At 64.7% G+C, this 25,464-nt stretch carries 22 protein-coding genes; 15 read left to right on the plus strand and 7 right to left on the minus strand.

What is annotated here, in order from left to right:
- The 9 genes from ACREB4_RS02705 to ACREB4_RS02745 all read left to right on the plus strand — a co-directional run.
- Positions 1 to 2,266 (plus strand): NADP-dependent malic enzyme (locus tag ACREB4_RS02705; RefSeq protein ID WP_431586655.1); only part of this gene is annotated, 2,266 nt, incomplete at its 5' end.
- A gap of 135 nt (positions 2,267 to 2,401) precedes the next feature.
- Positions 2,402 to 3,235 carry a PaaX family transcriptional regulator C-terminal domain-containing protein gene (locus tag ACREB4_RS02710; protein WP_431586656.1) on the plus strand — a complete coding sequence of 278 codons (834 nt, stop codon included), beginning with the start codon at positions 2,402 to 2,404 and terminating at the stop codon, positions 3,233 to 3,235.
- 19 nt (positions 3,236 to 3,254) lie between these two features.
- Positions 3,255 to 4,226 (plus strand): fatty acid desaturase family protein, encoded by a 972-nt coding sequence (locus ACREB4_RS02715; protein WP_431586657.1) that lies wholly within the window; start codon positions 3,255 to 3,257, stop codon positions 4,224 to 4,226.
- A 138-nt stretch (positions 4,227 to 4,364) separates the two neighbouring features.
- Complete coding sequence (locus ACREB4_RS02720) at positions 4,365 to 5,000, plus strand: pilus assembly FimT family protein (protein ID WP_431586658.1); 636 nt, start codon at positions 4,365 to 4,367, stop codon at positions 4,998 to 5,000.
- Positions 5,001 to 5,003: 3 nt separating this feature from the next.
- On the plus strand, positions 5,004 to 5,435 hold the full coding sequence (locus ACREB4_RS02725; protein WP_431586659.1) for a type IV pilus modification PilV family protein: 432 nt from the start codon (positions 5,004 to 5,006) through the stop codon (positions 5,433 to 5,435).
- Between the two features lie 2 nt (positions 5,436 to 5,437).
- Positions 5,438 to 6,553: a PilW family protein gene (locus tag ACREB4_RS02730; RefSeq protein ID WP_431586660.1), complete on the plus strand. Its 1,116-nt coding sequence runs from the start codon at positions 5,438 to 5,440 to the stop codon at positions 6,551 to 6,553.
- A gap of 11 nt (positions 6,554 to 6,564) precedes the next feature.
- Positions 6,565 to 7,218 carry a pilus assembly PilX family protein gene (locus tag ACREB4_RS02735; RefSeq protein ID WP_431586661.1) on the plus strand — a complete coding sequence of 218 codons (654 nt, stop codon included), beginning with the start codon at positions 6,565 to 6,567 and terminating at the stop codon, positions 7,216 to 7,218.
- A 39-nt stretch (positions 7,219 to 7,257) separates the two neighbouring features.
- Complete coding sequence (locus ACREB4_RS02740) at positions 7,258 to 11,940, plus strand: PilC/PilY family type IV pilus protein (protein WP_431586662.1); 4,683 nt, start codon at positions 7,258 to 7,260, stop codon at positions 11,938 to 11,940.
- 17 nt (positions 11,941 to 11,957) lie between these two features.
- Positions 11,958 to 12,617 (plus strand): TonB family protein, encoded by a 660-nt coding sequence (locus ACREB4_RS02745; protein WP_431586663.1) that lies wholly within the window; start codon positions 11,958 to 11,960, stop codon positions 12,615 to 12,617.
- Between the two features lie 13 nt (positions 12,618 to 12,630).
- Here the strand turns inward: ACREB4_RS02745 and ACREB4_RS02750 are convergent, their stop codons facing one another.
- Both ACREB4_RS02750 and ACREB4_RS02755 read right to left on the minus strand, forming a co-directional pair.
- Complete coding sequence (locus ACREB4_RS02750; RefSeq protein WP_431586664.1) at positions 12,631 to 13,338, minus strand: TVP38/TMEM64 family protein; 708 nt, start codon at positions 13,336 to 13,338, stop codon at positions 12,631 to 12,633.
- Positions 13,339 to 13,465: 127 nt separating this feature from the next.
- Positions 13,466 to 14,164 carry an excisionase family DNA-binding protein gene (locus tag ACREB4_RS02755; RefSeq protein ID WP_431586665.1) on the minus strand — a complete coding sequence of 233 codons (699 nt, stop codon included), beginning with the start codon at positions 14,162 to 14,164 and terminating at the stop codon, positions 13,466 to 13,468.
- Positions 14,165 to 14,256: 92 nt separating this feature from the next.
- Here ACREB4_RS02755 and greB point away from each other — a divergent pair, with 92 nt between their 5' ends.
- Positions 14,257 to 14,829: a transcription elongation factor GreB gene (greB, locus tag ACREB4_RS02760; RefSeq protein WP_431586666.1), complete on the plus strand. Its 573-nt coding sequence runs from the start codon at positions 14,257 to 14,259 to the stop codon at positions 14,827 to 14,829.
- Here the strand turns inward: greB and ACREB4_RS02765 are convergent, their stop codons facing one another.
- The 4 genes from ACREB4_RS02765 to ACREB4_RS02780 form a co-directional block, all read right to left on the minus strand.
- Positions 14,830 to 17,037 (minus strand): RelA/SpoT family protein, encoded by a 2,208-nt coding sequence (locus tag ACREB4_RS02765; RefSeq protein ID WP_431586667.1) that lies wholly within the window; start codon positions 17,035 to 17,037, stop codon positions 14,830 to 14,832.
- A gap of 135 nt (positions 17,038 to 17,172) precedes the next feature.
- Positions 17,173 to 17,376 carry a DNA-directed RNA polymerase subunit omega gene (gene rpoZ, locus ACREB4_RS02770; RefSeq protein ID WP_230181745.1) on the minus strand — a complete coding sequence of 68 codons (204 nt, stop codon included), beginning with the start codon at positions 17,374 to 17,376 and terminating at the stop codon, positions 17,173 to 17,175.
- Between the two features lie 33 nt (positions 17,377 to 17,409).
- Positions 17,410 to 18,030 carry a guanylate kinase gene (gene gmk, locus ACREB4_RS02775; protein WP_431586832.1) on the minus strand — a complete coding sequence of 207 codons (621 nt, stop codon included), beginning with the start codon at positions 18,028 to 18,030 and terminating at the stop codon, positions 17,410 to 17,412.
- A gap of 47 nt (positions 18,031 to 18,077) precedes the next feature.
- On the minus strand, positions 18,078 to 19,025 hold the full coding sequence (locus ACREB4_RS02780) for a YicC/YloC family endoribonuclease (RefSeq protein ID WP_431586668.1): 948 nt from the start codon (positions 19,023 to 19,025) through the stop codon (positions 18,078 to 18,080).
- A gap of 31 nt (positions 19,026 to 19,056) precedes the next feature.
- On the opposite strand from ACREB4_RS02780, the gene ACREB4_RS02785 reads away from it, so the two are divergent.
- From ACREB4_RS02785 to hemW, 5 genes are read left to right on the plus strand one after another with little or no spacing between them, the layout of a single operon-like run.
- On the plus strand, positions 19,057 to 20,025 hold the full coding sequence (locus ACREB4_RS02785) for a serine/threonine protein kinase (RefSeq protein ID WP_300546849.1): 969 nt from the start codon (positions 19,057 to 19,059) through the stop codon (positions 20,023 to 20,025).
- 7 nt (positions 20,026 to 20,032) lie between these two features.
- Entirely contained in the window at positions 20,033 to 20,977 is a 945-nt protein-coding gene (locus ACREB4_RS02790; RefSeq protein ID WP_431586669.1) for a PP2C family protein-serine/threonine phosphatase, read from the plus strand.
- Positions 20,978 to 21,016: 39 nt separating this feature from the next.
- Complete coding sequence (gene rph / locus ACREB4_RS02795; protein ID WP_431586670.1) at positions 21,017 to 21,745, plus strand: ribonuclease PH; 729 nt, start codon at positions 21,017 to 21,019, stop codon at positions 21,743 to 21,745.
- On the plus strand, positions 21,742 to 22,368 hold the full coding sequence (rdgB, locus tag ACREB4_RS02800; protein WP_431586671.1) for an RdgB/HAM1 family non-canonical purine NTP pyrophosphatase: 627 nt from the start codon (positions 21,742 to 21,744) through the stop codon (positions 22,366 to 22,368). The genes rph and rdgB overlap by 4 nt, the downstream gene beginning before the upstream one ends.
- Complete coding sequence (hemW, locus tag ACREB4_RS02805; protein WP_431586672.1) at positions 22,365 to 23,621, plus strand: radical SAM family heme chaperone HemW; 1,257 nt, start codon at positions 22,365 to 22,367, stop codon at positions 23,619 to 23,621. Before rdgB ends, hemW begins: the two co-directional genes overlap by 4 nt.
- 26 nt (positions 23,622 to 23,647) lie before the next feature.
- Here the strand turns inward: hemW and ACREB4_RS02810 are convergent, their stop codons facing one another.
- A complete protein-coding gene (locus ACREB4_RS02810) occupies positions 23,648 to 25,342 on the minus strand; it encodes a long-chain-fatty-acid--CoA ligase (protein WP_431586673.1) in 1,695 nt (564 codons plus the stop codon).
- Positions 25,343 to 25,464 lie beyond the last annotated feature (122 nt).

Consider the following 25,464-nt stretch of genomic DNA (forward strand, 5'->3'; position numbering starts at 1 on the left):
CGACGCTGCGCTGGAATACCACCGCCTGCCATCGCGCGGAAAGATCGCCGTCACGCCCACCAAACCGCTGACCAACCAGCGCGACCTGTCGCTGGCCTATTCGCCCGGCGTGGCCTACCCCTGCCTGGCCATCGAGAAAGACCCCGGCCTGGCGTTCGACTACACCTCGCGCGGCAACCTGGTCGGTGTGATCACCAACGGCACCGCCGTGCTGGGCCTGGGCGACATCGGCCCGCTGGCCAGCAAACCCGTGATGGAAGGCAAGGGCTGCCTGTTCAAGAAGTTCGCCGGCATCGACGTGTTCGACATCGAACTGGCCGAGCGCGACCCCGACAAGCTGGTCGACATCATCGCGGCGCTGGAGCCCACCTTGGGCGGCATCAACCTCGAAGACATCAAGGCGCCCGAGTGCTTCTACATCGAGCAAAAGCTGAAGGAGCGCGTCAACATCCCCGTCTTCCACGACGACCAGCATGGCACGGCCATCATCTCCAGCGCGGCCTTGCTGAACGGGCTTGAGCTGGTCGGCAAGAAGATCGACGAGGTGAAGATCGCCGTGTCGGGCGCCGGTGCCGCGGCCATCGCCTGCCTGGACCTGATGGTGGGCCTGGGCGTGAAGCGCAGCAACGTCTACATGTGCGATTCGAAAGGCCTGATCCACACCGAGCGCCAGGACAAGCTGGACGAATCGAAGCGCCGCTACGCGCAGCCCACCAACGGCCGCACCCTGGCCGACGCGGTGAAAGATGCCGACGTGTTCCTGGGCTGCTCTGCCGCCGGCACGCTCACGGCCGACATGGTCAAGACCATGGCGCGCCAGCCCATCATCCTGGCACTGGCCAACCCAGAGCCCGAGATCCGCCCCGAGCTGGCCAAGGCCGTGCGCCCCGATTGCATCATCGCCACGGGCCGTTCGGACTACCCGAACCAGGTCAACAACGTCCTGTGCTTCCCCTACATCTTCCGGGGCGCGCTGGACTGCGGCGCCACCAAGATCACCGACGAGATGAAGCTGGCCTGCGTGCGCCAGATTGCCGACCTGGCCAAGTCCGAAACCAGCGATGAAGTGGCGGCCGCCTACCCGGGCCGCGAAATGCGCTTCGGCCCGGACTACCTGATCCCCACGCCCTTTGATTCGCGCTTGATCCTGCGCATCGCGCCCGCCGTGGCCGAGGCTGCGGCCGCCTCCGGCGTGGCCACGCGCCCCATCGCCGACATCGCGGCCTACCGCGATTCGCTGTCGCAGTTCGTCAGCAACACGGGCCTCTTCATGCGCCCCGTGTTCATGGCCGCCAAGGCCGCGCCCAAGCGGATCGCCTTCTCGGAAGGCGAGGACGAGCGCGTGCTGCGCGCCGCCCAGGTCGCCATCGACGAAGGCATCGCCCACCCCATCCTGGTCGGCCGACCCGAGGTGATCGAAGAACGCGTGCTGCGCGCGGGCCTGCGCTTGAAAGACGGCGTCAACTGCGAGGTGGTCAACCCTGGCAAGGACGACCGCTTCCGCCAGTACTACGAGGCTTACCACAAGCTGCGCGCGCGCGACGGCATCACGCCCGAATTGGCCAAGGTGGCCGTGCGCCGCTCCAACTCGCTGATCGCCACGATGATGGTCAAGCTGGGCGATGCCGACGGCATGATCTGTGGCGTCATCGGCCGCTACGACCTGCACCTGAACCACATCCAGGAAGTGATCGGCCAGAAGCCCGGCGCCCATGGCCTGGCCGCGCTGAACGCGCTGATCCTGGAGAACCACTCCCTGTTCATCGCCGACACCTTCGTCAACGAAGAGCCCACCGCCGAGCAACTGGCCGACATCGCCGTGCTGGCGGTGGAAGAAGTGCAGCGCTTTGGCCTGCCGCCACGCGTGGCCTTCCTGTCGCACTCGATGTTCGGCTCCAGCACCCGGCCCTCGGCCCGCAAGATGCGCCTGGCGCGCGACCTGTTCGTGGCCCGCATGCCGCACATCCCCGCCGATGGCGAAATGCAAGGCGATGCCGCCCTGAGCGAAAGCGTGCGCAGCAAGCTGCTGCCCGAATCCACGCTGCAAGGCGCGGCCAACGTCCTGATCCTGCCCAACCTCGATGCGGCGAACATTTTGTTCAATGTGCTGAAGATGACGGGCGGGCAAGGCGTGACGGTGGGCCCGATCCTGCTGGGCGCGGCGGCGCCGGCCCACATCCTGACGCCCTCGGCCACGGTGCGCCGCATTGTCAACATGACGGCGGTGGCGGTGGCCCACGGCAATGTGGCCAGCCTGGCCCGCTGACCACACCACCCTCATCCCGGAACCGCGCGGCGCCTGCATGGCCCGCGCGGTTTTTTCATGCATGGACACCTTGACGCTGGTTCAGCACCCGAATACATTACTTAAAAATACACAAAACGTGTTTTAAAGTAATAAATGAGCGTCACCGCCAAGAACCTCACCCTGGACCTGCTGTTGGCCGCTGGAAGCGAGCACCTGCCCGTCAGGCACCTCCTGGCCGCAGCGGCCCTGTTTGGCCTCCCGGCCAACAATGTGCGCGTGGCCCTGGCGCGGCTGTCGGCCGACGGCATGATCGAGTCGGTGGGACGCGGCATCTACCAGCTCAGCGCCAGCGCCAACGAACTCGCGGCGGATGTGGCCACGTGGCGCACTGCCAGCCAGCGGGTGCGGCCCTGGCAGGGCGGACATGTCACCGTGCATTGCGGCGCCCTGGGCCGCAGCGATCGCGTGGCCCTGCGCCACCGCGACCGCGCCCTGGGCATGCTGGGCCTGCGCGAACTCGAACGCGGCCTCTTCGTGCGCCCGGACAACCTGCAGGGCGACATTGAACAACTGCGCCGGCGCCTGTACACCCTGGGCCTGGAGCGCGAAGCCAGCGTCTTCGTCGCGGGCCAGTTCGATGCGGAACGCGAGCGCCGCATCCAGCAGCTGTGGAGCGGTGAAGCGCTCAACCAGACCTACGCACGCCTGCAGGCCCAACTTGCCGAGTGGACCGCGCGCGCTGGCGAACTGGGCATCGAAGAGGCCGCCCGCGAGTCCTACCTGCTGGGCCGCAAGGCCATCCGCCACGTGGTGTTCGATCCCCTGCTGCCCGCGCCCCTGGTGGACGTGCCTGCGCGCGACCGCTTCGTCCAGGCCGTGGTCGCCTTCGACCAACTGGGCCACGGCATCTGGCGCCGATTCCACGCACAAGTTGACGCGCCGACCGCCACGCCGATTGGCACGCCGCGCCCCTCCGTGCCCCATTGACCTTCCAGGGATGCCTGCCATGTCCACCGCTTCTGCCACCACCGCGCGCCTGCGCCCTTCCGACGTCCTCAGCCGCGAGGAGATCGCCCAGTTCACCGCCCGCTCCGACCTGGCGGGCTGGTCGGCCCTGGCCTTCACCTGGGGCGTGATCGCGCTGTGCTTGGCGGCACTGGTGTGGTTTCCCAACCCCCTGACTTACCTCGTGGCAGTGGTCGTGGTGGGCGGGCGTCAACTCGCCCTGGCCATCCTGCTGCACGAGGGCGCGCACGGCACCCTGTTCAAGACCCGCTGGCTGAACAACCACGCCGCCGACTGGCTGGCCGGCCGCTGGATCTGGGTGGACGTGGCCCGCTACCGCGAGCACCACCTCAAGCACCACGCCAAAACGAATCAAGAGGGCGACCCCGACCTGAGCCTGGTCGAGCCCTTCCCCACCTCGAAGGCCTCCTTGCGCCGCAAGTTCCTGCGCGACGTCAGCGGGCTCAGCGGGCTGCGCCGCATCGTCGGCCAGGTGTTGATGGACATGGGGCTGGTGAAGTGGACCGTGGCGGCCGACGTCGTCAAGCTGCCGCGCCGCGCCTGGACGGCCCACCTCGCAGAGGGCCTGCGCCACATGAGCGGTTTCATCGCGCTGCATGCCCTGCTGGCCACGGCGCTGTACCTGAGCGGCCACTTGTGGGTGTATTCGGTGTGGTGGGTGGCCTACCTGACCACCTTCGGCGTGTTCATGCGCCTGCGCTCGATGGCCGAACACGCCTGCACCGAACGCGGCCCCGACATGCTGCGCAACACCCGCACCACGCGCGCCGGTTTCCTGGCCCGCATGACGGTGGCGCCCATCCGCGTCAACTTCCACATCGAGCACCATTTCATGGCCTCGGTGCCTCACTTCCGACTGCCGGCATTGCACGAAGTGCTGCGCGAAAGGGGCGTTGTTCCGCCTCCACCGTCCTATGGAGACGTCCTCAGAATGGTGTCCAGCCCACGCTGAAAAACCGTTCGTCGGGCCCACCGACCGTCCGTCGAACTGGGCCTTTTTACTGCCAATTATTGCCGCACGCCCGGAAACCCCCCTTCCTAGAATCGGCCACGTGAATGGTCCCATTCATGTGTTCAAAGGGTTTTCAACATGGGTTCTCGCCAAGTCAATCAAGCAGTCCGACGCCACGGTGGCTTCTCCATGGTCGAGATGGCCGTCACGCTGGCCGTGCTCGGCATCCTCATGGCTTCGGCCATGCCCAGCCTGGGCGACTGGATGGCCAACGCCCGCATCCGCAACACGGCGGAATCCATCCATGAAGGCGTGCAAAAAGCGCGCGCCGAAGCCGTGCGCCGCAACCAGAGCGTGACGTTCTGGTTGGTGACGACGGCGGACCCCAAGGTTCTGAGCGACGATTGCACCACCAGTTCGAGCAGCGGCTCGTGGGTGGTCAGCATCACCGATCCCACCAGCAAATGCTCGGTCGCGGCCTCTCCGACCACCGCACCACAGATCGTCGCGGCACGGGCCGTGGGCAGTGGCGGTGAAGGCGTGAGCGTGGTGGCCACGCAGCGTGACGGCACCGCCGGCCCCACCAGCATCACCTTCAACTCTTTTGGCCAGGTGGCCAATGCCACACCCATCGGCGTGATCTCGGTGAACGACGGTGCGGCCGACAGCACGCGCCGCAAGTACAAGGTCATGATTTCCAGCGGCGGGCGCTCCCTGGTCTGCGACGAAGCCGTGACCGACACGACCGACCCGCGGATCTGCCCAGCGAGCTGAGCCATGCGCCCCAACTTCCACCGCCCCCCCGTCCGGTCCGCGAAAGGCTTCATGCTGATCGAGGTATTGGTGAGCGTCTTGCTGTTCAGCGTCGGCGTGCTGGCGCTGGTGGGGCTGCAGGCCAACATGACCAAGGCGCAGAGTTCGGCCAAAGCCAGAACCGATGCAGCCTACTTGGCCCGTGAGCTGGTGGGCACGATGTGGTCGGACCACATCGACAACCTGTCCTTCTACCAAACCACCGCTTGCGCCTCTTATGCCCGGTGCAGCGCCTGGCAGGCGAAGGTGGCGCAGGAGCTTCCAAGCGCCAACGTCACCATCAATGTGGCCACGGGCGCCGCCAACTTCGGTGATGTGACGATCCGGATCGAGTGGACCGAAGCCGATGGTGCAACGCACAACTACACCACGATCACCACCATCAACGCGAGCTAGCCATGACACCACGCCGCACCTTCGCATCGGCCAGGCAGGCCGGCTTCACCCTGATCGAACTGATGGTGGGCTTGACGCTGGGCATGTTGACGGTGGCCATCATCACCCAAGTGGTCGTCATGGCCGAAGGCCAGAAGCGCACCACCACCCATGGTGCGGATGCACAGCTCAATGGCGCCCTGGCCCTGTACGCCATTCAGCAAGAGGCGCAAATGGCCGGCTATGGCGTGAGCGCCAATCCCGAGGCGCTGGGCTGCAACGTCCGCTACAACTTCGGCGGCATCGCCGCCAATTTCATCCTGGCCCCGGTGCTGATTTCCGACGGCGCCAATGGGTCGGACATCATCACTTTTCTGCGCAGTGGCAAGCCCTCGTTCTCGGTGCCGATCCGCGTGAACGAGACACACCTCAAGGACGCCACCAGCTTCGTGGTGCAATCGTCCATGGGCGTCGCCCAAGGCGACCTGCTGATGGTCGTCCCCGAGGCGCACGACGCGAGCAATTGGTGCAGCGTCATCGAGGCCAGCGCGGGCATGACCGCCACCACGGTTCCCCATGTGGCCAACGGCGGCTGGAACCCGGCGACGAGCATCCTCCCGGACACGGGCTATGCCGCAGGCAGCTACCTGGTCAATCTGGGCAATGTGGCTTTGCGCCAGTTCGCACTCGACGACAAGCAGTCCCTGCAGAAAAGCGAACTGGTCAAGGGAACCGGTGGCATGTCCACCCCCCAGGACTTGCAGCCGCAGATCGTGATGCTGAGGGCCTTGTACGGCAAGGACACGAACAACGACGGCATCGTCGACACCTACAACCGCACATTGCCCGCCAACAACGACGAATGGCAACAGGTGCTGTCATTGCGGGTGCTTGTCGTGGCCCGCAGCGCCCAGTTCGAGAAAGACCCCGTGGCGTCCCCCGACATCGACATCAGTGCCAAGACTGTGAGTTGGGACGTCGGCACGACCAATGTCACCGTCACTGGTGCCACCAGTTGCCACACGGGCCGCCAATGTCTGACCACCTCCCTGGCTTTCCTGGGCGCCGATTGGGCGAACTATCGCTACAAGGTCTACGAAACCGTGATCCCGCTGCGGAACCGGCTGTGGCACTCCTGAGGTAGACCACCGTGCGCCAAACTCAAACCTCCTGCGCCTCCCGCTCGCGTCAACGCGGGCTGTCACTGCTGTTCGCGCTGATGTCCCTGGTGGCCTTGTCGCTGGCCTCGCTGGCCTTGGTTCGCTCGGTGGACACCAGTTCGATGGTCTTGGGCAACCTTGGATTCAAACAGGATGCCACGGCTATTGCCGACCAAGCCACCCGAAACGCCATCACCTGGCTGAACACTTCCGGCGCCGACCTGAACAAAGACTCGGCCAACGAAGGCTACTACGCCCAGGTCAACGACGACGTCGATGTCATCGCCAATTCGGGCGAGAACAAGCTGCTGGTGAACTGGGATCTGGACGGCTGCAAGGTAGCCCAGAACATGCCGGGATCCAGCTGCAAGGTCAGACCACACGACGCGGACACCATCAATGGCGCGACCACCAATTACGTGATCTTTCGCCTGTGCTCCACCGCGATCGGTGCCAACGACACCGGCAATTCTTGCGCCAAACCGCTGAATTCCACGAACAGCAAGGTCTATCGAAAAGGCCGCAAAGACTACTCGGACTACGAAGACTTCAACACCGCCAGCGGGGTCTACTACCGCATCGTGGTGCGCGTCATCGACGCCAGGCAAACCACCAGTTTTGTCGAGACCATTGTCCACCTCTGAGAACGATTTTGCGCGTCAGCACGCGCGGAAGGAAGCGTCATGAAGCTCGCCACCACCGACAGCCAGCCCAAGTTGCTGCGCGGCGCCCTCGCGGCCCTGCTGCTGGCTTGCATCATCGTCAACCCGGCCGCGAAGGCCGCCAGCACGGACATCTCGAACACGCCACTCGCCAGCACCTCGGACATCACGGCCAAGCCCAACGTGATGTTCGTGCTGGACGGCTCGGGCAGCATGGCCTGGTCCTTCATGCCTGACGATCTGGGCCTCGATTCCGACGGCGACAAAACCGACACCGCCGCCCTGGCCCGCTACGGCGGCCGTTCCAGCCAGTGCAACGGCTTGGCCTACAACCCCAATTTCAAGTACGAGGAAAACCTGCCCGTCAAGGCGGACGGCACCCCTTACCCCCATGCGCCTTTTGACGCGGCACCCACCGACGGATTCCAGGCCTCCGCGGCCAACGCCAATGGTCTGACCGCGCCCATCGCCCTGGGCACCGGCACGAAAACCTTCACCATCACCACCAGTTCGCCCAACACCGCCAACACCACGTTGGGCAACAAGGTCATCATCTACAACTCAAGTAACGACACGCAATGGATGATCGGCACGGTCACGGCCTGGTCCAAGCCCCTCGTCACGGTCAATGTCACCGACGTGGTGGGAAGCGGCGACCCCGCGGCCACCACTTGGCGCATCGGCACCCGTGTGACCACGGACTTGACTAACAGCTACTACTACACCTACAGCGGCAGCAAGCAAGCGCTGGCTTGGAAATACACCACCGCCGGCCTGAACAAGACCAGCGATGGCGGCTTCGCCAACGAATGCCTCACCAGCACGGGAACGAGCTCCAGCGTCTTCACCAAGGTCACCATGACCAGCGCCTCGGCCAACGCCCAGCGCTACGCCGACTGGTACGCCTATTACCGCAAGCGCTACCTGATGATGCGCACGGTGGCTGGCCGGTCGTTCAAGCCCATCGATGACAAGTTCCGGGTCGGCTTCACCACCATCGCCGACACCACCGCGACACCCAGTACCACCTTCCTGGAAGTCAATGCGTTCGACACGGCCCAAAAAGCCAGCTTCTACACCAACCTCTACAAGGCCGACCCCGATGGGTCCACCCCTTTGCGCGGGGCCTTGGCCAAGGTCGGCCGCTACTTCGCCAACAAGGCGCCGGGCCAACAGACCGACCCGATGCAGTACGCCTGCCAGCGCAACTACACCATCCTGTCCACCGACGGCTACTGGAACACAGGCCTTGAAACCCCCAGCTATGGTCCGCTGAAGCTCGACGGCAGCACCAAGGTCGGCCAGCAAGACGCCCTGGAAGACCGCCCCATGTACGACGGCGCGACCGTCACCGTGACCACCAAGAAGACGTGGACCACCACCAGCACCCGGGTGGACACCACGGTGACGCCCAAGACGACGGTGTCCACCTCCAGCGTCACCACCAAGACCTTCACCCCGTGGCGCGGCTGGAACCGTAACAGCTACTCGCTGACCAACATCCAGGGCAGCATCGCCAACAACAGCCTGGCCCGCTGTGGCGCAACCCTGGGCACGTGCACGATCACCGTCACCACCAGCGCAGCGCACAACTTCACCAATGGCGGCAGCGTGACCATCGCGGGTGCTTCGCCCTCGTCCTACAACGGCACGTACACCATCCTGAGCGTGCCCAGTTCGACGTCCTACACCTACCGGTTGAACTCGCGCCCCAACTCGGCCACGGCCGCCGGCACCTCCACCTCCACGTGCAAGGGATTGGTCACGCAGCCGCAGCAGGGCGATGAGTACACCGTCGCCACCAGCACGGCCACCGACACCACCACCACCCCATCGACCAAAACGGACGTCAAGACCACCACGGTCATCACGCCGTGGACCAACACCGTCATCTACGTCAATGACGTGCTGAACAGCCAGTCGGGCAATGTCGCGGGCACGGCCACCACCACCAACCCGACCGTCTCCAACACCGTGACGGGAACCACCACGGTGACCCCGTCGACCACCACCGGCACCAGCGCCAACGTGATCGATTGGGCCAACAGAGGATCGGCCACCACCGGCAACGCCTGTGTCGCCGCCGTGCCCAGCCCCAACCCAAGCAATGCCGTGACGGCCCCCCTGAGCTCGTCGGCCGCGGTGTATTCCGGTGCACCTGGCGCCGCCGTCACCACGGGCCCCACCACCACTTCGGGGACGGCCGCCGTCACCACAGTGGGCCCCACGGTGGTGTCCACGCCAGAGGTCGTCGAGGAAACCACCACCGTGGCTGGTGGCTCGACCAGCAGCCTGGCGGACGTCGCCGAGTACTACTACGTCACCGACCTGCGCACCTCGGGCCTCAGCAACTGCACGGGCGCGCTGGGTCACGACGTGTGCAGCAATGAAGTGCCGCCCAACGGCCGGGACACCGCCTCCAGCCAGCACATGACGACCTTCACATTGGGCCTGGGCGTGAATGGCATCCTGGACTACCGGACCAACTACCTCAGCCCCAGCCAGATCGAAGGCGCCTACTACGACATCCTCAACAACCGAAACGGTGTCATGTGGCCCAACCCCAGCAGTTCCGAGGACGCCACCCACGTGGACGACTTGTGGCATGCCGCGGTGAACGGGCGTGGGCAGTACTGGGCCACCAGTGATCCAGGCTCGCTGTCGGACGCCATCAGCACCGCCTTGTCGTCCGTGAAAGAGACCATCGGGGCCTCGTCCTCGGCGGCAACCAGCTCGCTCAAACCTGTCGCTGGCGAGGACAACCTGGTGTTCGTCGCCACCTTCAAGACCGTGGAGTGGTCGGGCGACCTGATCGCCTACAACCTCGATGCCAAACTGGGTGTCATCGACCTCAAGACGCCGGTCTGGAGCGCCAAGGCCCAACTTGAATCCTTGACCGCGGCCACCCGCAAGATTTACTACTCGCAGCCCAACGTCACCACACCGACGCGCCGCAATTTCACGTACGCCAACCTGAACGCCGATGGCTTCAGCACGAACCTGAACAACCTTTGCACGCAAGCCATCGTGGCCGGTCAGTGCACCACCTTGCCCGACAGCCTCAAGACGCTGGCCAATTCTGGCAGCAACCTGGTGGACTACCTGCGTGGCAATGCCAGCCTGACCAACTACACCTACGTGCCTGACAGCAGCAAGCCCGCCATCACGGCCACCGCGGCCATCTACCGTCCTCGGCTCACAGCCCTGGGCGACATCATCAATGCATCGCCGGTGTACCTGAGCAAGCCTCCTTTCCACTACGAGGACGCTGGCTATGCCGATTTCGTGGCCAGCCACGCCAACCGCAGGCCCGTGGTTTTCGCCGCGGCCAATGACGGCATGCTTCACGCCTTCGCCGCGAAGAGCGACAGCGACACCACGGCCACCAACGCGGTCCATGGCGGGGATGAACTGTGGGCTTACGTGCCCAGGGCGGTGATCCCCAACCTGTACTTGTTGGCCGACACCAACTACCGCGACAAGCACCGCTACTTCGTGGATGGCACGCCCACCATCGGTGACATCTACGTCAATGGCACCTGGAAGACCATCTTGGTCGGCGGTTTGAACTCTGGCGGCAAGAGCTACTACGCGCTCGATGTCACCGACCCCACCGACCCCAAGCCCCTGTGGGAATTCAGCGATGCGAACCTCGGCCTGACCTACGGCAATCCGATCATCACCAAGCGCAAGGACGGAACCTGGGTGGTCGTCTTCAGCTCCGGCTACAACAACGGCAATGGCGGAGATGGCAATGGCCGCCTTTATGTCCTGGACGCCTACACGGGCGCTGCGCCCAGCGGCACACCCGCCGTCACCAGCATCCCCACGATGATTTCCGACACGGTCCCCGCCGGCACCAGCGCCGCGCCCAGCGGGCTTGGCAAACTCAACGCGTGGATCGAAAAAGGCAGCGACAACACGTCGACACGCTTTTATGGCGGCGACCTCCTGGGCAACCTGTGGCGCTTCGACATCGACCACCTGGTCGAACCCAAAGGCAAGGCTTTCCTGCTCGCCACATTCAAGGTCAACGACACCACACCTCAACCCATCATGACCCGGCCGGAAACCGCCGAGATCGACTACAACGGCAGGGCCTACCCTGTCATCCTGGTGGGCACGGGCCGCTACCTGGGCATCAGCGACATCGCGGACAAATCGGTGCAAAGCATCTACGCCGTGAAAGACGCATTGACCGAAACCGGCCTCGGCAATGTGCGCCAACGCACTGACATCGTCGTGCAGACTCTGGAAACCTTGCCACCGGACGACAAGGGCACCGTGGCTCAGCGCAAGTCCTCGGCCAACAACGTGGACTGGAGCAATGCCAGCGGCTGGCGGGTTGACCTGCCATCGTCCGGAGAGCGTGTGGCCATCGACATGCAGCTGCAATACAGCACCTTGGCGGTGATCTCCGCCATCCCGGGCACCAACGAGTGCAAGCCCGCCGGTGGCTCGTCCTGGCTGTACACCTTCGACATCAGCAGAGGCATTGCACCCAGCACGGCCGCCGGCATCACCGGCACCTACCTGGGCGACTTCCTGGGAGTCGGCCTGACCTGGATCGAGTTGGGCGATGGCACGTCCCGCCTGATCATCCCCGGCAGCGATGCCTCCATGCACCTCAAGACGCCACCCGCGCCTCCCCCCTCGGGTGGAGGCCACGCCCACCGCACCTCCTGGCGCGAGCTGATGAACTGATCGAAGGACCAAAGCGCATGAAAGCCAGCCTGGGCGCCCTCATCGCCAACGTGGCCCTGATCCATGGCGCCGGGCTGGTGCTGCTCGCCCAATCCCAGCCAGACGTGGCCGTGGCCACCGCCCACCGGGCTCGACCCGTGCAGATGCGGCTGGTCCAGGCCCCAGCGCCACACCTGGTCGCCGACACCATGCCAGAGCAGCCCGCTGACACCCGGTCAGTCATGGCGCAAGATGTCAGGGCGCCTCAGGCTGGGCAACCCGAGGCTGGACAGCCATCGCCACCGGCCGCGTTGAACACGCAGGCCGAAGCAAGCTTGGCGAACACGCCCACGGACAACCAGGCCCCCGTCGAGGAATACATCCCACGCCCTCGCCTGAGCACTTCGCCAAAGAACACCACCCCGGTCATCGTGCCCTTTCCGCCGCAGTTCGACGGCGCGGGGCGCTTCTCCGCCGTCCTGGCGCTGTACATCGACGAGGACGGCACCGTGCGGCGCGTGAGGGTGGACGAATCCACGCTGCCACGTCCAATGCAGGACGCCGCGAAACAAGCTTTCCTGCAAACGCACTTCAAACCGGGAGAAGTGAAAGGCCTGGCGGTGAAGTCCCTGATCCGTGTCGAAGTCGTTTTCGACAACACGCCTCAGTCGAACGAAACGGCTTTCAGGGCCCTTTGACGGTCACCCGGCTTCAGCCAGCGGTCAAGGCCGCCATCAAGCGCCTGCGCAACAAGGCCGCGAACGTCACCAGTGCCACCAGGAACAGCGCCACCCCCACATACGTGCCGACGCCCGGATCACGCCAGGCGGCCACCAGGCGGTCCATGAACAGCGAGAGCATGATCGTGCCGGGCAGCACCCCCAGCACCGTCCCCAGCACATAGTCCCGAAAGCGCACGCGCAAAGCGCCCGCGGTCACGTTGATGACCAAAAAAGGCGCCACCGGGAAGGCCCGCAGGAACACGATGGCCAGCAGGCTGCGGTCCTTCAGGCGCCGCGCCAGGTCTTGCACCTGGGGATCGCCAAAGCGGTCCAGCAGGTAGGCACCGCTCAAGCGCCCGATGCCGTAGCTGACGACCGCCCCGCTCACCATGCCCGCCAAGGAATAGCCCATGCCCAGCCAAGGGCCGAACACCAGGGTCCCCACGGAAATCATCAGCAGGATGGGCATGGCCAGCATCACGGCCAGCACATAGCCGCCCAGCACGGCCAAAGGCCCGAATGGCGTGGCCAGCAGATCGCGGCCCAACTGGCTGAGCACCCCCTGGTCCAGCCAATGGCTCATGGAGGGGCTGCGCCACACCAGGGCAATCGCGCCAAAAAATCCCAGGTACACCACCACCAGGAGCCGGCGCACCAGTTTGCTGCCCGACACCTTCGAGGATTCACCCGCACTCACGAAACACGCCTCATTGCACCGCCACATCCCATCCAACGGAAAACATGCGCATCTTGAGGCCAATCAAGGTGGCCCGACGCAGGTGCTTTCCTGCGGAAAACCGAGGTGGCCCCTTGCTTCGGGGGGCTCACTGCTCAGGGTGAATGCCCGGCAACGGCCGCTGGGTGAGCAGCCAGCGGCCGACACGCACCGCGAGCGCCTCTGGCGAGGTCGGCCAGGAGAACCGCTCGACCCACTCTGGCAAACCGCCCCGCGCGGCGATCTCATCGGCCTTCAAGTCCGTGAGGACCAACACCGACAGGCCCGAGAAGGCCTCGCAACGCTCCAGGGTGTGCAGCATGGCAAAGCCATCCATGCCAGGCAGTTCCAAATTGGTGATCAGCAGGTCCGGAGGGCGCTGCCCCATGTGCAGCAAGGCCAGGTACCCGGTCTCGGCGAAGCGCAAGCTGATGGCGGCCCCGAACACTTCCATGGCGGAGGCGCACTGTGCCTGCCAGGCCGGGTCGTCGGCCACCAGCAGGACGTCGTGCGGCCCGGCCTCCCGCCGCATTTTGTCCAGCGCACTGGGCAAAGGTGGCATGGCCGCTGGATTGCCCCGACATCGCGCCTGGTCGGCCAGCGGGTCGCCGCCCAAACCCGTGCTCAAGGCCAGTGCCTCGACCGCGTTGTAAGGGATGCGCCGGTGCCCTCCTGGAGTGCGGGCCGCGGGCAAGATGTTCGCCTCGACCCACAACTGCACGGTGCGGAGGGACACCCCCAGGCGGCTGGCCGCCTCTCGGGTGGTGAGCATGCGGGCGCCAGGGCCCAGGTGGATGACTTGAGACATGGTTTCATTTTTGCGGGATCCACCCTGCGGCGGTAGGCCCTTCGAGCGCCAAACCACGGTCCGACGTGACGCATTGGGCACAATCAGTCTCCATGAACAAGGCCTTCACCAAGGAAACCGACCAGGACAATGGCGACGAAGGGGACGAGCTCGCGCCCTCACCCATCCCGGCCGGCACCAGGAACTACCTGACCCCGCAGGGCTACCAGCGCCTGCGCGACGAACTCTTCGCCCTGATCGACGAGGAGCGCCCCAAGATCGTCGAGATCGTCCACTGGGCCGCCTCCAATGGCGACCGCTCCGAGAACGGCGACTACCTCTACGGCAAGAAGCGCCTGCGCGAAATCGACCGCCGCATCCGTTTCCTCACCAAGCGCCTAGACATCGCCGAAGTGGCCGACCCCAGCGTGCACCACGGCCATGACCAGGTCTTCTTCGGTGCCACCGTCACCTACGTCAACCAGGACGACGTCGAGCGCACCGTCACCATCAAAGGCATCGACGAGGTCGACAACCTGCAAGGCGAGGTCAGCTGGATTTCACCCATCGCGCGGGCCTTGCTCAAGTCGCGCGTGGGCGATGAATTGCAGTTGATGACGCCGGGCGGACTGGAGCAGGTCGAGGTGCTGTCCGTCAGCTACCCCGCCCCCACCAAGCCAGGGTAGTCAGGGAACGACCCGGCCCGCCTTGAGCACCACGGGGCAACGCTTGAGCGTGCGCAGCACGTCGTTCAAATGCTCCACGTCGCGCACGGCCAGGGTCAACTTCAGTTCGGCGGTTTCACCCAGGCGTTCGTCGCCCATCTCGATGTGGGTGATGTCGGTCTCGGCGCTGCTGATGGACGCGGCCACCTGCGCCAACACGCCCTTGCCATTGGCCACCAGCACCTCGATGGCGGTCTCGAACGGCCGCGTGGGCTCGTCGGCCCAACTCACATCGATCCAGCGCTCGCTGTCGCGCTCGAACAGTCGGCGCCCCACGCCACACATCTGCGTGTGGACCACCAGGCCTTCGCCACGGCCCAGGTAACCGGCGATCGGGTCGCCAGGAATGGGTCGGCAACAAGGCGCCAGCTGCATCGTGGCGCCTTCGCTGCCATCGATGACCACGCCGCCGTGCGAAGGCGATTCCGAATCGGCAAAACGGCCCAGCGTCAGGGTCAGTGCATCAGGTCGCTCGCCCGTCTCGGCCATGAGCTGCGCCAGGCGCTTGGCCACCATGCTGCTGATCTTGCGGCCCAGGCCGATGTCCACGCACAGGTCGTCCTTGCTGCGGTTGCCGCCCCAGCGGATCAAGGCCTGCCACGTGGCACCACTGGCGCCTTCACTGGTTTCGTCGCCGGCCGGCAGGGCCAGGCCCTCGGCGCGCAGGGCCTGCGTCAACAGCTTCTCGCCCAGCTCCAGCGATTCTTCGGTCTCCATGTTCTTCAGGTAATGGCGGATCTTGGAGCGGGCGCGGCCCGTGCTCACGAAGTTCAGCCAGCCCGGGTTGGGCCGCGCACTTGGCGCCGTGATGATCTCGACCACGTCGCCACTGCGCAACTCGGTGCGCAGGGCCGCGGCCTCGCCATTGATCTTGACCGCCACGCAATGGTCGCCCACATCGCTGTGGATGGCATAGGCGAAGTCCACCGAGGTGGCCCCACGCGGCAGCGCCAGGATGCGTGACTTGGGCGTGAACACGTAGACCGACTCGGGGAAGAGGTCGATCTTCAAATGCTCGAGGAACTCGGCCGAATCACGCGTCTCGTGCTGGATGTCGATGAGCGACTGCAGCCACACGGCGGCCTGCTGCGGCGAGGCCTCGGCGCCGCCCTCTTGCGTCTTGTACATCCAGTGCGCCGCGATGCCCTTCTCGGCCACGGCGTGCATGGCCTGCGATCGCAGTTGAAACTCGACCGCCGTGCCCACCGGGTTCACCAGCGTCGTGTGCAGCGACTGGTAGCCATTGGCCTTGGGAATGGCGATGTAGTCCTTGAAGCGGCCCGGCAGCGGCTTGTACAGCTGGTGCAGCACGCCCAGGGCGCGGTAACAATCCAGCAGCTCGCGCGTGACGATGCGGAAGCCGAAGATGTCGCTGACCTGGGCGAAGGTCAGGTTCTTCTCGATCATCTTGTGGTAAATCGAGAAGATGGTCTTCTCGCGGCCATAGACCTCGACCACCATGCCGGCCTCGCCAAAAGCCTGCTCGACTTCGCGCTGGATGCGGTCCACCAGGTCGCGCCGGTTGCCACGGGTTTTCTTCACCGCTTTCGACAGCACCCCGTAACGCCAGGGGTTGATGTACTGGAAGGACAACTCCTGCAGTTCGCGGTAGGTCTGGTTCAAACCCAGCCGGTGCGCGATGGGCACATAGATGTCCAGCGTTTCGCGGGCGATGCGGGTGCGCTTGTGCGCCACCATCGCGGCCATGGTGCGCATGTTGTGCAGACGGTCGGCCAGCTTGATCAGGATGACGCGCACATCGCGCGCCATGGCCAGCAGCATCTTGCGGAAGGACTCGGCCTGAGACTCTTCCTTGGTCGAGAACTGCAGCTTGTCCAGCTTGGTCAGGCCATCGACCAGCTCGGCCGTGGGGGCGCCGAAGCGCTCGATCAGCTCGATCTTGGTGACGCCGCAGTCTTCCATGGCGTCGTGCATCAGCGCGGCCATGATGGCCTGGGCATCCAGCTTCCAGTCGGCGCACAGGCCGGCCACGGCGATCGGGTGCGTGATGTAGGGCTCGCCGCTGGCGCGGAACTGACCCAGGTGGGCTTCGTCGGCGAAACGGTAGGCGTCGCGCACGCGGCGGGCATCCGCCTCGTCCAGATAGTCGAGTTTGTGGGTCAGCGCCGCGAAAGAGGCTGCGGCGGCGTCGGAAGTGGCCTGGGTCATGCGAACTACTTTAGCGCGGAACGGAAGGGCCAGACACCAAGGGTGTCAATCACCAAAATAGAAACGGCCCACCAGAGTGGGCCGTTGACATGCAATTTGCGTGCAGGCTGGCGGGCGCCAGCGGGCGAATCAAGATCAGGTCGGGACCTTGCGCAGCATTTCGATGCCAACTTGGCCGGCCGCGATTTCACGCAGGGCGGTCACGCCAGGCTTGTTGCGCGATTCGATCTTGGGCGTGTGGCCCTGGCTCAGCATGCGGGCGCGGTAGGTCGCGGCCAGCACCAACTGGAAGCGGTTGGGGATCTTGGTCAGGCAGTCTTCGACGGTGATGCGGGCCATGGTGGAACCTCTAAAAGGGGACTGAACGGGGGCTCAGACCAGGTTGAGCGCGCGGAACACGGCAGACTTGTTGCGACGCTGAGCCGCGTATTTTAACCGCTGCGCGTGAACAATGGCTTTTAAATCGAACAAAGCCGTTTCAAACAGGCTGTTGACCACCACGTAGTCGAAGAATTGCGCCTGCTCGACCTCGACCTTGGCGTTGCTCATGCGGATTTCGATCACGTCGGACGTGTCTTCGCCCCGGCGGTGCAGGCGCTGCAGCAACTCCTCGTAGCTGGGCGGCAGGATGAAAATCAGCACGGCGTTGGGAAAAATCTTCTTGATCTGCAGGGCGCCCTGCCAGTCGATCTCCAGCACCACGTCCTCGCCACCCTTGATGCGCTCCTCGATCGCGTGGCGCGAGGTGCCATACAGGTTGCCGTGAACTTCCGCCCACTCGAAGAAATCCCCATGCGAAATCATCCCGCGGAACTCGGTGTCCTCGATGAAAAGGTATTCGCGGCCATGCTGTTCCTGGCCGCGCGGGGGGCGGGTGGTGTGCGAAATCGACACCTGCAGGCGCGAGTCGAGCTCCAGCAGGGCCTTGACCAGGCTGGATTTGCCCGTCCCGCTGGGGGCCGACACCACGAAAAGATTGCCCGGGTAGTCCATCTCGTCACCTCCGGCGACAGCCGCTTCATTCGACACGATATCGGCACTCATTCGATGTTCTGAACCTGTTCACGCATTTGTTCGATCAGCACCTTCATCTCGACCGACACCTGGGTCAGCTCCAGCGCCGCGGCTTTGGAGCCCAGGGTATTGGCCTCTCGGTGCAGTTCCTGGATCAGGAAATCCAGGCGCTTGCCCACTTCGCCGCCTTTTTTAAGGAGGCGCGTGACCTCGTCCAGGTGGGCCTTCAGGCGCATCAACTCTTCGTCGACGTCGATGCGCAGGGCGTAGGCCGCCGCTTCGTTCAGGGCGCGCTCTTGCGCGGCCTCGGGCGTCACGCCACCCCCCACCGCCTCCAGCGCCTCCTGGTACTTCTGGACAAAGCGCTCCTGCTGGCGCTGCACAGCCTGGGGCACCAAGGGCGTCGCCTGCTCTGCCAAGGCCTTCAAACCATTGACCCGGTCCATCAGGATGGCCACGAGGCGCTTGCCCTCGCGTTGGCGGGCTTCCAGCAAGCCCTGGATGGCCTGGCGTGCGGCATCGAGCGCCACCTCTTCCAGTTTGGCGATGGGCGCGGCGGTACGGCACCAGTTCATGACTTCGTTGACCGACAGGGGCGCCGCCTTGGGCAGCCAGTTCTGGACCATGCCCTCCAGGCGCGCCAGGCTGTGCAACTGGTCCGGCTGGGGCAAGGGCCAGGCCGTTTCGACCGGCCGCTGCGCTTGCATCTTCAGTTCGATCTTGCCGCGCCGAAATGAAGCTGTCAGCAAATCGCGCAAGGCCGGCTCAAGGGCCCGGAACTCGTCAGAGATCTTGAAGCTCAGGTCGAGGAACCGGCTGTTGACCGAACGCAACTCGGCCCCCACGCCACCGCCTGGGACCTTGTTGGCCGAGCGCGCCGAACTGGAGGATTCCGCCTCGTCAGAGGCCTCGCCGCTGTGTTCCGGAACCGACGCAACCGCGCTGGCAAAGCCGGTCATGGAGTAGACTGACATAGATACTTGACACCAGACACAAAACCCGATTATGTCAAAGCAAAAACCTGCCCCGTTGCCGTCAGGCACCGTCGTGGGGGGTTACCAGGTCGTCAAGAAACTGGCTGCGGGTGGTTTTGGCGTGGTTTACCTCGCCGAAGACCCCGAACACCGGCTCGTGGCGCTCAAGGAATACCTTCCCTCCTCCCTGGCCGAACGGGCCTTGGGCGAACTGATCCCGCGCGTCAAACCCGACAAGCAGCCGCTGTACCGCCTGGGCCTGAAAAGCTTCTTTGAAGAAGGCCGTTCGTTGGCGCAGATATCCCACCCGAGTGTGGTGTCGGTGCTGAATTTCTTCCGTGAAAACGAAACCGTTTACATGGTGATGAACTACTTGCAAGGAGATACCTTGCAGGATTTCATCGTCACGGCGCGCGATTTGAAGCGCGACAAAGTCTTCCGCGAATCCACCATCCGCTCGCTTTTTGACGAGATGTTGCGTGGCCTGCGCATCGTTCACCAGCACAAGATGCTGCACCTGGACATCAAGCCCGCCAACGTCTTCGTCACCAACGAAAACAAGGCGGTTTTGCTCGATTTCGGGGCTGCACGCGAGGTGCTGTCCAAAGAGGGCAACTTCATCCGCCCGATGTACACGCCCGGCTTTGCCGCGCCCGAGATGTACCGCCGCGACGGCTCGCTGGGCCCCTGGACCGACATCTACGCCATTGGCGCGTGCATTTATGCCTGCATGCAAGGGTATCCCCCGAACGATGCGCCCCAACGCCTCGAAAAAGACCGTTTGAACCTGTCGCTGTCGAGGCTGCGGAACGTGTATTCGGATAACCTGCTCGAAGTGACCGAGTGGTGCATGTCGCTCGACCCACTGGCACGCCCGCAAAGCGTGTTCGCGCTCCAGAAGGAGCTGGCCCGTGAAACCGAACGACGCTATTCCAAACTGACGTTCTCCGAGCGGGTCAAGCTCCAGCTTGAAAACCTCAAATCAGGTGCGAAGGCATGAGGTCAGCATGAGATTCTCCGTTTACCAGATCAGCCGCAAAGGCGGCCGCGAGAAAAATGAAGACCGCATGGGCTATTGCTACACGCGGGATTCCGGCCTGTTCGCCCTGGCCGATGGCATGGGAGGCCACCCCGAAGGCGAAGTCGCCTCGCAACTGGCCTTGCAGACCATGGCGGCGCTTTACCAGCGCGATGCCCGTCCCACCCTGGCCGACCCGCTGCGCTTCCTGCAGGACGCCGTCATGGCCGGCCACCACCAGCTGTTGCGCTACGCCAGTGAAAAGGGCCTGATCGACACGCCGCGCACCACCATCGTCGCCTGCATCATGCAGGGCAACGCGGCCTACTGGGCTCACTGCGGTGATTCGCGCCTCTACTTCGTGCGCGGCGACAAGCTCATCGCCCGCACCCGCGACCACTCCTATTCCGAACTGCAGCAAACGCTGAACACGGTCGTGCCCCTGAACGACCGCTACAACCGCAATGTGCTCTTCACCTGCCTCGGCAGCCCCGGCAAGCCGGTGGTCGACACCGCGGGCCCGCTGCTGCTGCAAGAGGGCGACCGCATCCTGCTGTGTTCCGACGGCTTGTGGGGCACGGTCGATGACGACGTCATCACCCGCCACCTGACCACCCGCTCCATCTCCGACTCGGTGCCCGAGCTGGTCGAAGAAGCGCTGCGCAACGGTGGCCCCAAGTGCGACAACGTCACCGTGATCGCCATGGAGTGGGAGTCGGCCAGCAACGAGGAGCCAGGTGCCAGCACCTCCACCTCGACCGACAGCCTGGGCGACCAGGTTTTCGCGTCCACCATCCAGGCGAGCGTGGGCAGTGGCATGGGCCCAGGCGACAATGTCGATGCCGACGACCTGGACGAGGCCGAAATCGAACGTTCGATCCGCGAGATCAACGAGGCGATCAAGCGCTCGGCCCGGGGCGGCCACAAGCCTTAACAGGCCGTCATTCCACGCCAGTTTCCCCAGGAGCCCGCCATGGCTTATCAACGCACGCAAGACCGTGCGGCGGACGCCTTGCGTCCCGTCGCCATCACCCGCCGCTACACCAAGCATGCCGAAGGCTCGGTGCTGATCGCCTTTGGCGACACCCACGTGCTGTGCACGGCCTCGGTCGAAGAGCGGGTGCCGCCGCACAAGCGCGGCAGTGGCGAAGGCTGGGTCACCGCCGAATACGGCATGCTGCCCCGCGCCACCCACAACCGCTCCGATCGCGAAGCCGCGCGCGGCAAGCAGAACGGCCGCACGCAAGAAATCCAGCGCCTGATCGGCCGCTCGCTGCGCGCCGTGTTTGATCTGAAATTGCTGGGCGAACGCACCATCCACCTCGACTGCGACGTCATCCAGGCCGATGGCGGCACGCGCACCGCCGCCATCACCGGCGCCTACGTGGCCGCGCACGACGCCGTCACCTGGCTGCTGGCGCAGGGCAAGATCAGCGCCACGCCCATCCGTGAACCGGTGGCCGCCATCAGCGTCGGCCTCGTGCAAGGCACGCCTTTGCTCGACCTGGAATACGTGGAAGACGTGGACTGCGGCACCGACATGAACGTCGTCATGACGGGCGCCGGCCACTTCATCGAGGTGCAGGGCACGGCCGAAGGCGCGGCCTTCACGCGCGCCGAAATGGACCGCCTGCTGGGCTTGGCCGAGGCGGGCATCCGCCGCCTGGTGACCTTGCAAGCCGAGGCATTGGCCAAGCCATGAAACTGATCCTTGCTTCCAACAACGGCAAGAAGCTGCGCGAGCTGCAGGCCTTGATCGGCCCGCTGGGGCTGGAACTGGTCACGCAGGGCAGCCTGGGCATCCCCGAGGCCGAAGAGCCGCACGTGACCTTCGTCGAGAACGCGCTGGCCAAGGCCAGGCATGCGGCGCAACTGGGCCAGGGGCCGGCCATCGCCGACGATTCGGGCCTGTGCGTGCGGGCCCTGCAAGGTGCGCCCGGTGTGCGGTCCGCCCGCTATGCCGTCGACCATGGCCAGGTCGAAGAGGCGGCCGGACGCGACTTGATCGACCCGGCCAACAACGCTTGGTTGCTCAAGCAGATGCAAGGCCAGTCTGATCGCCGCGCGCATTTCACCTGCCTGCTGGTCGCCGTGCGCCATGCCGAAGACCCCGAACCATTGATCGCCGAAGGCCATTGGGAAGGCACGTTGCTGGACGCACCGCAAGGTGAACACGGCTTCGGTTACGACCCGCTGTTGTGGCTGCCAGAACACCAGCAGTCGGCCGCGCAACTCTCACCTGGGCTGAAGAACGCCGTCAGCCACCGCGCCCTCGCCTGCGCCCATTTGCGCGAATTGATGAACGCCCGCTGGACTTTGACGTGATCACCCTGCAACGCCCCGGCGCGCTGCAAGCCTTGCCGCCGCTGTCCCTGTATGTGCACCTGCCCTGGTGCCTGAAGAAGTGCCCCTACTGCGATTTCAACTCGCATGAAGTGGCTTCGCCCAAGATCTCGCTGGTCTCTTCGCCTTCATCGCAAAGCAGCGCCAGCAACACGGCGGCCAGCGCCAAAACAGGCCTCTCACCTGCCCTGGAATCACAGTACCTGGACGCCTTGTGCGCCGACCTGGAGTCCGCCTTGCCGCAGATCTGGGGCCGCCGCATCCACAGCATTTTCATCGGTGGCGGCACGCCCAGCCTGTTCTCGCCCGAAGGCATCGACCGCCTGCTGGCTGACATCCGCGCCCGCCTGAGCCACGACCCCGATTGCGAAGTCACACTGGAAGCCAACCCTGGCACCTTCGAGACAGACCGCTTCAGGGCCTTCCGCCAGGCCGGCGTGAATCGCCTGTCCATCGGCGTGCAGAGCTTCGACGATGCCAAGCTCAAGGCCCTGGGCCGAGTGCACAACCGCGCGCAGGCCATCGCGGCGGTCGAAGAAGCCCAGGCCTGCTTCGACACCTTCAACCTCGACCTGATGTACGCCTTGCCGGGCCAAAGCCAGGCCGACCTGGACGCCGACCTGCAGCAGGCGCTGGCCTTCACACCACCGCACCTGTCGCTCTACCATCTGACGATGGAGCCCAACACGCGCTTCGCCACGCACCCCCCGAAGGACCTGCCGGACGAAGACACGGCCTTCGACATGCTGGACCGCCTCATCGAGGCCACCGGCCAGGCGGGCTTGGAGCGCTACGAGATCTCGGCCTACGCGCGCAAAGGCCACCGTGCCCTGCACAACCTGAACTACTGGCAGTTCGGCGACTACCTGGGCATAGGCGCGGGCGCGCATTCCAAGATCAGCTTCCCTGACCGCATCGTGCGGCAGGTGCGCTGGCGCGAACCGCAGGCCTACATGACGCAGGCCCTGCAGGGCAAAGCGTGTTCCAACGAACACGACATCAGCCTGAAGGCGCGCCCCTTCGAGTACATGCTCAACGCACTTCGCCTGAAGGAAGGCTTCGAGCTGGCGCGCTTCACCGAGCGCACTGGCCTGCCGATCACGTCGATCCAGCAGGCCATGCAAGAGGCCGAGGCCAAGGGCCTGCTGGCGCGCGATCTGCAACGCGCCTGGCCCACCGACAAAGGCTTCGACTTCCTGAGCGACCTGCAGGCCCTCTTCCTCCAGGAAGAGTGACCTGCCTCAACTGACCCACAAAAGGATCAGGCCGCCTTTTTCTCGTCGCGCAGTTCGCGGCGCAGGATTTTGCCCACATTGGTCTTGGGCAGGTCGTTGCGGAACTCGATGTACTTGGGGCGCTTGTAGCCGGTGAGCTGCTCCTTGCAGAACTCGGCGATGGCCGCTTCGGTCAGGCTCGGGTCCTTGCGCACCACGAACACCTTCACCGCCTCGCCGGCCTTCTCGTCGGGCACCCCGATGGCGGCGCATTCCAGCACGCCGGGGTGCAGACTCACCACCTGCTCCACCTCGGTCGGGTACACATTGAAGCCCGACACCAGGATCATGTCCTTCTTGCGGTCCACGATCTTGGTCTGGCCCGTCTCGTCCATGATGCCGATGTCACCCGTGCGGAAGAAGCCGTCGGCCGTCATCACCTTCGCGGTTTCATCGGGACGCTGCCAGTAACCGGCCATCACCTGCGGGCCACGCACGCAGATTTCGCCCGCCTCGCCAAAGGCCAGGTGCTTGCCATCGTCGTCCAGGATCGCCACTTCGGTGGAGGGCACGGGGTAGCCGATCGAGCCCGTGAATTCGGCGATGTCCAGGCGGTTGACCGTGGCCACCGGCGAGGTCTCGGACAGGCCATAGCCTTCCACGATCGGGCAACCGGTGAGCTTCTTCCATTTCTCGGCCGTGGCCTGCTGCACGGCCATGCCGCCGCCGTTCGAGATCTTCAGGCCCGAGAAATCGAGCTTGGCGAAATCAGGGTGGTTGGCCAGTCCGTTGTACAGCGTATTCACTGCGGGGAACTGGTTGACCTTGTAGTTCGTCAGCGTCTTGATGAAGCCGGGGATGTCGCGCGGGTTGGGGATCAGGATGTTCATGCCGCCCAGGCGCGCGCCCATGAAGTAGCAGACCGTCAGCGAGAAGATGTGGTACAGCGGCAGGGCGCACACCGTCACGATGGGCTGGTTGCCCAGCTTGGTCAGTTGCGGCTTGAACCAGGCCTCGCATTGCAGGATGTTGGCCACGATGTTCCGGTGCAGCAAGGTCGCGCCCTTGGACACGCCGGTGGTGCCACCGGTGTACTGCAAGAAGGCGACATCGTTGGGCGTCAGGCTGGGGCGGTTGTATTGGGCGGCAGCGCCTTGCGACAAGGCCTTCTTGAAAGGCGTGACCTTGATCGGGCCGCCATTGGGCAGGCTGAAGGCCGGCACCATCTTCTTGACGTGGCGGACCACGAAGTTGACCAAGGGGCCCTTCAGGCCGGGCAGCATGTCGCCCATGGCGGCCAGCACCACGTGCTTGACGGGCGTGCGGGCGATCACATCCTGCAGGGTCACCGCGAAGTTCTCCAGGATCACGATGGCTTCGGCGCCCGAGTCCTTGAGCTGGTGCTCGAGTTCGCGCGGTGTGTACAGCGGGTTGACGTTGACCACCACATAGCCTGCGCGCAGCACCGCGGCGATCGCCACCACGTACTGCGGCACGTTGGGCATCATCAAGGCCACGCGCGCGCCCTTGGACAGGCCCTGCGCCTGCAGCCAAGCGGCCAGCGCGCGCGACATCTCGTCGACCTGCGCGAAGGTCCAGCGCACTTCCATGAACGCGGCAATGTCCCGGCGAGCGTGTTCTCGAAACGCCTGGTCCAGCAAGTCGACCAGCGAGTTGTACTCACCTGGATTGATCTCGGCGGGAACACCAGCTTCGTACTGCGCCAACCATGGTTTGGACATTGCCATTTGCGAGCCTCTCAAAAGATAACAAGACCGTTTCATCCGCCAGACATCAGAGATGAGACTGACTTGAAACACTGCACTCATTTTGCAACATAGCCAGATCAGGGTATTCCCGAAAT

The sequence above is a fragment of the Aquabacterium sp. genome, from assembly GCF_050725395.1.
Taxonomy (GTDB): domain Bacteria; phylum Pseudomonadota; class Gammaproteobacteria; order Burkholderiales; family Burkholderiaceae_C; genus Aquabacterium.

Coding starts and splice junctions, on each gene's coding strand:
- ACREB4_RS02725 (WP_431586659.1), top strand. CDS start 5,004: ATGCGCCCCAACTTCCACCGCCCCCCCGTCCGGTCCGCGAAAGGCTTC.
- ACREB4_RS02740 (WP_431586662.1), top strand. CDS start 7,258: ATGAAGCTCGCCACCACCGACAGCCAGCCCAAGTTGCTGCGCGGCGCC.
- ACREB4_RS02785 (WP_300546849.1), top strand. CDS start 19,057: ATGTCAAAGCAAAAACCTGCCCCGTTGCCGTCAGGCACCGTCGTGGGG.
- greB (WP_431586666.1), top strand. CDS start 14,257: ATGAACAAGGCCTTCACCAAGGAAACCGACCAGGACAATGGCGACGAA.
- ACREB4_RS02720 (WP_431586658.1), top strand. CDS start 4,365: ATGGGTTCTCGCCAAGTCAATCAAGCAGTCCGACGCCACGGTGGCTTC.
- rph (WP_431586670.1), top strand. CDS start 21,017: ATGGCTTATCAACGCACGCAAGACCGTGCGGCGGACGCCTTGCGTCCC.
- ACREB4_RS02730 (WP_431586660.1), top strand. CDS start 5,438: ATGACACCACGCCGCACCTTCGCATCGGCCAGGCAGGCCGGCTTCACC.
- ACREB4_RS02710 (WP_431586656.1), top strand. CDS start 2,402: ATGAGCGTCACCGCCAAGAACCTCACCCTGGACCTGCTGTTGGCCGCT.
- gmk (WP_431586832.1), bottom strand. CDS start 18,030: ATGGACTACCCGGGCAATCTTTTCGTGGTGTCGGCCCCCAGCGGGACG.
- rpoZ (WP_230181745.1), bottom strand. CDS start 17,376: ATGGCCCGCATCACCGTCGAAGACTGCCTGACCAAGATCCCCAACCGC.
- ACREB4_RS02765 (WP_431586667.1), bottom strand. CDS start 17,037: ATGACCCAGGCCACTTCCGACGCCGCCGCAGCCTCTTTCGCGGCGCTG.
- ACREB4_RS02745 (WP_431586663.1), top strand. CDS start 11,958: ATGAAAGCCAGCCTGGGCGCCCTCATCGCCAACGTGGCCCTGATCCAT.
- rdgB (WP_431586671.1), top strand. CDS start 21,742: ATGAAACTGATCCTTGCTTCCAACAACGGCAAGAAGCTGCGCGAGCTG.
- ACREB4_RS02790 (WP_431586669.1), top strand. CDS start 20,033: ATGAGATTCTCCGTTTACCAGATCAGCCGCAAAGGCGGCCGCGAGAAA.
- ACREB4_RS02715 (WP_431586657.1), top strand. CDS start 3,255: ATGTCCACCGCTTCTGCCACCACCGCGCGCCTGCGCCCTTCCGACGTC.
- ACREB4_RS02755 (WP_431586665.1), bottom strand. CDS start 14,164: ATGTCTCAAGTCATCCACCTGGGCCCTGGCGCCCGCATGCTCACCACC.
- ACREB4_RS02780 (WP_431586668.1), bottom strand. CDS start 19,025: ATGTCAGTCTACTCCATGACCGGCTTTGCCAGCGCGGTTGCGTCGGTT.
- ACREB4_RS02810 (WP_431586673.1), bottom strand. CDS start 25,342: ATGTCCAAACCATGGTTGGCGCAGTACGAAGCTGGTGTTCCCGCCGAG.